The organism is Caldicoprobacter sp. (assembly GCF_047459465.1).
Taxonomy (GTDB): Bacteria; Bacillota; Clostridia; order Caldicoprobacterales; family Caldicoprobacteraceae; genus Caldicoprobacter.
Window position 1 is genome coordinate 1 of sequence record NZ_VSCO01000107.1, and the last position, 6,250, is coordinate 6,250.

Here is a 6,250-nt window from a genome sequence, read left to right on the forward strand (position 1 = left end):
GCATACCATTCATGGAAGCCGCCATCTTCTTCCCATTCACCTGCACTATTATGGGCTCGCGGCTCCAACTAAAGCTACCTCCGTATATGCGTTTAATAACAGCGGTATCTGCAGCTGTTAACGGCTCACAGTCAGCATGGTTGGTTCCACCACGGCGCTTTACATAAAAAGTCAGTCCTGTTTTTACATGAGTAACTTTAGCTATGGAACCCCTGGTAAAAATCTTATCGGCTCCGCCGAACCAAGGCGTCATCTCCACCCCATCCCTTGAAATAGGCGTAAGATCCGAGGGCCTTGTATAATTTCGGTTAGATGTACTGCTTACAGGCTTGCTTTTCGTCCCTACCAGCTCTATTTGATCCACCGGTTGTTTTAATACGGTTTCGCCTATCTTCTCACGGGATACCTCTACTCCGTTTTCCCTTGTTATATAGACTTCTATCTGTTTCTGCCCCTTCTGGCCTTTCTGCTCTATCTTTTTCTGGCCTTTATACAGGCTGGAGGTATTTTTGACGACGGTATTGAACGGTATCTCCTCGGTATATGTCACCTTTTCATGGGTCACCACTGTCACAAGGCTTTTGAGAGCTTGCAGCTTGAGCTTTTGCCCTGGCCTTATCATTTCAGGCTTCAAACCCGGATTGGCTGCTTGAATATCGGCTACTCTCATGTCATGGTTCCGTGCAATATCCCACAGCGTATCCCCTTCTTTTACTTCATATTCCTGAACCTCTGCTGTACCTGTAGTGACTATCTTAAAAGCTTTATCAACGTCCACAACACTGCTATAAAGCACCGTTTGGGGAATAATCTCTACGCTTTCCTTAAATCCTATATCCTCCAATACCGTATCTTCAGATTGTCCCACCGTTAAGCGATAGGAATCCTTAACCCGTTCCAGTACTTCTTCAGCTTCATCATAAGTCTTTAGAAAACAGACCGGCTGTCCATCCACTGTTATGGCAAATGCATCAGTCTTTATCTCCACAACTTGCTGTATATTCCTTGCCAAATCGTATTCACTTGTAAACAGGCCACTATACTTCTCTCTTTCTTTAAAATAAACTTTGGCTCCTATGTATATTTTCTGACCCCCATATTTATCCTTTATGCCTTCTATAACTTCATCGTAGATGCTCAGCCCTTTAGCTGCTGATTTTAATACGCCCACTTCCACATCGTTGACGTACATGGCGTAGCCCGTTGTGTTATCATCCACCTCATAGCTATAAGTAAACCCCGTTAAAAATATAAAGCATGCCATCACAAATACAATAACGTTTCTCTTCATTTTGCTTCGCCTTCCACTACACCCTCTTTCCCTCTTTAATCAACTATTAATAATTGTTAAATATTTTTTACAAAAATATTACGAAACCATATTTCTATAGTTCTACACATTTCTTAAAAATCCTTCTTTTTCAATTAAATTTTTTCACAGAATTTTTGATTTATTAAAATCGGATTTTAGGAAAAACTATTCAAAAGAAAGGAGGATAAGCGGGAATGGAGCTTACAAACAAAGAGAAGATATTGCTGGAGGATCAGCTTCAAGCAGAATATATGTGCATCAACAAATACAGAGCATATGCTGCCCAGGCAGTAGATCCGGAGATTAAGCATCTTTTTGATCTGGTAGCAAAACAGGAAGAACAGCACGCAAACACCATTAAAATGTTGCTCCAGCAAGGTGGTTTCAACCCGCCGACCCAGCGATAAAAATATGCAGAAGGGAGGGAAGGCCATGCCTCAAAATCAACTGAGCGAAAGGGAAATGCTTTACGATTCCATTATGACGGAAAAATACATTTCAGATGCGTATAACAACGCCATTATAGAATCGGTTAACCAAAACATAAAACAGGCCTTACAGCACATTCAACAGGAAGAACAGGACCATGCGCAACTATTCTTTGAAGCCATGCACCAGCGCGGCTGGTACCCTGTAGAAGCCGCCCATCCCAGCCAGGCTGCCAAGCAAGATGTAGACCAGCAAATTTCAAGCCAAATGCAAAGTAATCTCCAAAAGCTCGAACAGAAAGTACAAAATCGAGGGTGAAAAACAGTAAAAGGGGTATCAACTCATGTACCCCTTTTACTAAACCCGTTAACATATCTTTTTTACCCAGCCGAACTTGTCCTCTTCTCTGCCATATTGAATGCCTGTCAGTTTATCATACATCAGCTTGGAAAATTCACCCATATCGCCATCGTTTATCTGTATGATCCTATCATTCCAATTGAGCTCCCCAACGGGCGATATAACGGCAGCGGTGCCAGTACCAAACACTTCCTCAAGCTTACCCCTTTCGTGGGCTTCAAATACTTCATCTATGGAAATCAGCCTCTCCTCCACTTTATAGCCCATAGACCTGGCCAGGGTGATTACCGAATCACGGGTAATGCCCGGGAGTATGCTGCCGCCTTCCAGCGATGGCGTCACTATTACACCATCTATCTTAAAGAATATATTCATGGTGCCAACTTCCTCCACGTATTTGTGGTGACACGCATCCAGCCACAATACCTGGGTATATCCTTTTTTCTTGGCCTCTTCAGCAGCATAAAGACTAGCAGCATAGTTAGCAGCAGCCTTGGTATATCCTAAACCACCCTTTGCAGCCCGCACGTACTTATCGGTAACGTATATCTTCACAGGCTTAAATCCTTCGGCATAGTACGCTCCCACTGGAGAGAGTATGATAAACAGCTTATAAGTGTTTGATGGCCTTACGCCCAAATAGGGATCGGTGGCAATTATAAAAGGCCTGATATAAAGGGCAGTACCTTCTGCCTCGGGAACCCAATCTTTTTCAACCTCCAGCAACGCCTTCAAGCCTTCCCATAACAGCTCTTCGTCCACCTGAGGTATACACAGCCTTTCAGCCGACCGATTTAGGCGAGAAATGTTATCCATGGGGCGGAAGGTGACTATTTCTCCTCTTATATTTCTATACGCCTTCAATCCTTCAAAAATAGCCTGCCCATAATGAAATACCATAGCAGAAGGCTCAAAGCTTACCGGACCATAGGGTATAATTCTGGGGTCATGCCATCCTTTTTCTACGCTGTAATCCATAACGAACATGTGATCAGTAAATACAGTGCCAAACCTGAGCTCCTCATTTTTGGGCTTAGGCTTTGGATTTTGATTCCTTATAAATTTAATATGGGCCATAAAAACGCCTCCCACTGCTCTAATATAAAGTGCATAAAAATTCATTATTGGTAGATTATATCACTTCTATGGTACCTTTTCCATATGGTAAATTCATTTTTTTGGTTTATCAATCTTCCTCATCTTCAGAACGCTTAACTCTTGCAACAGAAACCACCGATACCCCTTCGTCCAGCTTCATAAGAACAACCCCTTGGGTGTTTCTGCCGCTGCTGACAACCTCCCTGGAATCTATGCGTATAACCGCTCCCTCCGAATTGATGATCATGAGGTCTTCATCGGTAACTACCTTTAAAGCCACCATTTTCCCCGTCTTCTTGGTGGTGTTCATGGTTATGATGCCCTTTCCACCACGACCCTGTACCCTATATTCGTCAATAGGCGTCTTCTTCCCATATCCATTTTCGCTTATGGAAAGGACATAGGCTCCTTCTCTTACCAGGTCCATCCCGACGATATAATCTCCTTTCTCCAGCTCCATACCCTTTACCCCCATAGCCGCTCTGCCCATGGGACGTACCTCCGACTCATGGAAGCGAATGGCCATACCGTTATGAGATGCCATTATTATCTCCCTATGACCATCGGTCAGCTGCGCCTGTATCAGCTCATCATCCTCTCGAAGGGTGATGGCCACAAGCCCTCCTTTACGTATATTTATAAATTCCTCAATGGGGCTTTTCTTGATGTACCCTTTTCGGGTGGCCATCACAATATATTTCTTGTCATCCACGTCCCTTACGGGGATTACCGCCTGTATCCTTTCCCCTGGAACTACCTGGATCAGATTTATTATAGGCGTTCCCCGAGCCTGTCTACCAGCCTCCGGTATCTCATAAGCTTTGAGCTCATAAACCTTGCCCAAGCTGGAAAAGAATAACAGCCTGTCATGGGTAGAGGTAACGTATATGTCTTCTACAAAATCGTCTTCCCGGGTTTGAAGAGCGACAATTCCCCGTCCGCCACGGTGCTGGCTCTTATACACGCTAAGAGGTGTTCTCTTCACATACCCATAATGGGTCAAGGTAATTACTACATCTTGTTCCTGAATCAAGTCTTCAACATCTATTTCATCGGACGCCGAAGAAATTACCGTCCTTCGCTCGTCATTATACTTTTCTTTGATTGCCAGCAGCTCCTCTTTTATGATGCCATACACCATGGATTCATTGGCCAAAACTTCCTGCAGGTATTTTATGGTGTTTTGGAGCTCTGCGTATTCCTGCTGGACCTTCTCCCGCTCCAATCCAGTGAGCCTTTGCAGGCGCATATCAAGTATGGCTTGAGCTTGCTTTTCGGTCAACGAGAAATTCTTCATCAATCCCTCTTTTGCAATCTGAACGGTTCTGGAACTGCGAATCAATGAAATCACCGCATCTATATGATCCAACGCAATAAGCAAGCCTTCCAGTATATGCGCCCTTGCCTGTGCCTTATCAAGGTCATAACGGGTACGACGGGTTATAACCTCTTTTTGATGAAGAATATAATGGGTCAGCATTTCCTTGAGGTTCATGATTTTGGGCTGCCCATCCACCAAAGCCAGCATGATGACCCCAAATGTCTCCTGCATCTGGGTATGCTTGTACAGGTAATTCAAGACCACATTGGGATTGGTATCCTTCTTAAGCTCAATCACTATCCGCATGCCAGATTTATCCGATTCATCCCTTATATCCGATATGCCCTCTATGCTCTTATTCCGTACTAGTTCAGCAATCCTTTCGATCAATTTTGCCTTATTCACCTGATAAGGTATTTCTGTAACCACTATCCGGGATCTGCCATTTTCCATCTCTTCAATCTCGGCTTTTGCCCTGGTCTTTATGCGCCCTTTCCCAGTAAAATAGGCCTCCCGTATGCCCTCTTTCCCAAGAATTATACCGCCGGTGGGAAAGTCAGGCCCCTTTATATATTTCATCAGCTGTTCTACCGTAATGTCAGGATTATCGATGAGGGCAATGGTACCGTCTATCACTTCCCCCAAATTATGGGGAGGAATGTTGGTAGCCATTCCTACTGCAATACCTGACGAACCGTTTACCAGCAGATTGGGAAATTTTGAAGGAAGCACGGTGGGTTCCTTCAAAGTCTCATCAAAGTTGGGCATGAAATCTACCGTATCTTTTTCTATATCGGCCATGAGCTCCATGGCAATCTTAGACAGCCTTGCTTCGGTATAACGCATGGCAGCCGGCGCATCACCATCTACAGAACCGAAATTGCCATGGCCATCCACAAGAGGGTATCTTATGGAAAAATCCTGGGCCATGCGCACCATTGCATCATAAACCGCTGCGTCTCCGTGGGGATGATATTTACCCAACACATCGCCAACGATTCTGGCAGATTTCCTATACGGCTTATCGGGAGTGATGCCAAGCTCAAACATGGAATAGAGTATCCGCCTGTGAACAGGCTTTAAGCCATCCCTGACATCCGGAAGCGCGCGGCTCACTATAACGCTCATGGCATAATCGATGAAGGAGCGCTTTACCTCATCTTCTATATTTACCTCTATCACTTTCTGGTTTGTGAAATCCATGGCAAACATTCTCCTTTACTTATAGAGTTTTATATGTCCAGATTTCTTACCAATTTTGCGTTTTTCTCAATAAATTCGCGCCTGGGTTCAACCTTTTCTCCCATGAGTATGGTGAATATCTCATCGGCTGCTATGGCATCCTCCAGCTTAACTTTTAGTATGGTCCTGGTTTCAGGATTCATGGTGGTCTCCCATAGCTGTTCGGGGTTCATTTCACCCAAACCTTTATATCGCTGTATTTCAATGCCATCACGGCCTATATCGTTTAGCAACTTTTCCAATTCGGCATCGCTATAGACATAGTATTCTTGTTTACCCTTGGCCACCTTGTATAGAGGAGGTTGGGCTATATATACGTGGCCGTTTTCTATAAGAGGTCTCATATACCGGTAAAAGAACGTAAGGAGCAATGTGCGTATATGGCTTCCATCAACATCCGCATCGGTCATGCATATGATCCTGTGGTAGCGGAGCTTGCTGATATCAAACTCATTGTCGATGCCCGTACCAAAAGCCGTCACCATGGC

General features: G+C 44.4%; 6 protein-coding genes. 2 read left to right on the forward strand and 4 right to left on the reverse strand.

The window, feature by feature from the left end:
• On the reverse strand, positions 1 to 1,291 hold a 1,291-nt coding region (locus tag FWJ59_RS07170), incomplete at its 3' end, for a G5 domain-containing protein (RefSeq protein WP_414481268.1).
• A 215-nt stretch (positions 1,292 to 1,506) separates the two neighbouring features.
• On the opposite strand from FWJ59_RS07170, the gene FWJ59_RS07175 reads away from it, so the two are divergent.
• Both FWJ59_RS07175 and FWJ59_RS07180 read left to right on the forward strand, forming a co-directional pair.
• The gene (locus FWJ59_RS07175) at positions 1,507 to 1,719 is read left to right on the forward strand and encodes a ferritin family protein (protein WP_414481269.1); all 213 of its coding nucleotides are present in this window, start codon (positions 1,507 to 1,509) and stop codon (positions 1,717 to 1,719) included.
• A gap of 25 nt (positions 1,720 to 1,744) precedes the next feature.
• Complete coding sequence (locus FWJ59_RS07180; RefSeq protein WP_414481270.1) at positions 1,745 to 2,059, forward strand: spore coat protein; 315 nt, start codon at positions 1,745 to 1,747, stop codon at positions 2,057 to 2,059.
• Between the two features lie 48 nt (positions 2,060 to 2,107).
• Here the strand turns inward: FWJ59_RS07180 and FWJ59_RS07185 are convergent, their stop codons facing one another.
• The 3 genes from FWJ59_RS07185 to FWJ59_RS07195 all read right to left on the reverse strand — a co-directional run.
• Complete coding sequence (locus FWJ59_RS07185) at positions 2,108 to 3,178, reverse strand: branched-chain amino acid aminotransferase (RefSeq protein WP_414481271.1); 1,071 nt, start codon at positions 3,176 to 3,178, stop codon at positions 2,108 to 2,110.
• A gap of 109 nt (positions 3,179 to 3,287) precedes the next feature.
• Positions 3,288 to 5,723 (reverse strand): DNA gyrase subunit A, encoded by a 2,436-nt coding sequence (gene gyrA, locus FWJ59_RS07190; RefSeq protein ID WP_414481272.1) that lies wholly within the window; start codon positions 5,721 to 5,723, stop codon positions 3,288 to 3,290.
• A gap of 29 nt (positions 5,724 to 5,752) precedes the next feature.
• A partial coding sequence (locus FWJ59_RS07195; RefSeq protein WP_414481273.1) for a toprim domain-containing protein occupies positions 5,753 to 6,250 on the reverse strand: 498 nt, incomplete at its 5' end.

Coding starts and splice junctions, on each gene's coding strand:
- FWJ59_RS07175 (WP_414481269.1), top strand. CDS start 1,507: ATGGAGCTTACAAACAAAGAGAAGATATTGCTGGAGGATCAGCTTCAA.
- FWJ59_RS07180 (WP_414481270.1), top strand. CDS start 1,745: ATGCCTCAAAATCAACTGAGCGAAAGGGAAATGCTTTACGATTCCATT.
- FWJ59_RS07185 (WP_414481271.1), bottom strand. CDS start 3,178: ATGGCCCATATTAAATTTATAAGGAATCAAAATCCAAAGCCTAAGCCC.
- gyrA (WP_414481272.1), bottom strand. CDS start 5,723: ATGGATTTCACAAACCAGAAAGTGATAGAGGTAAATATAGAAGATGAG.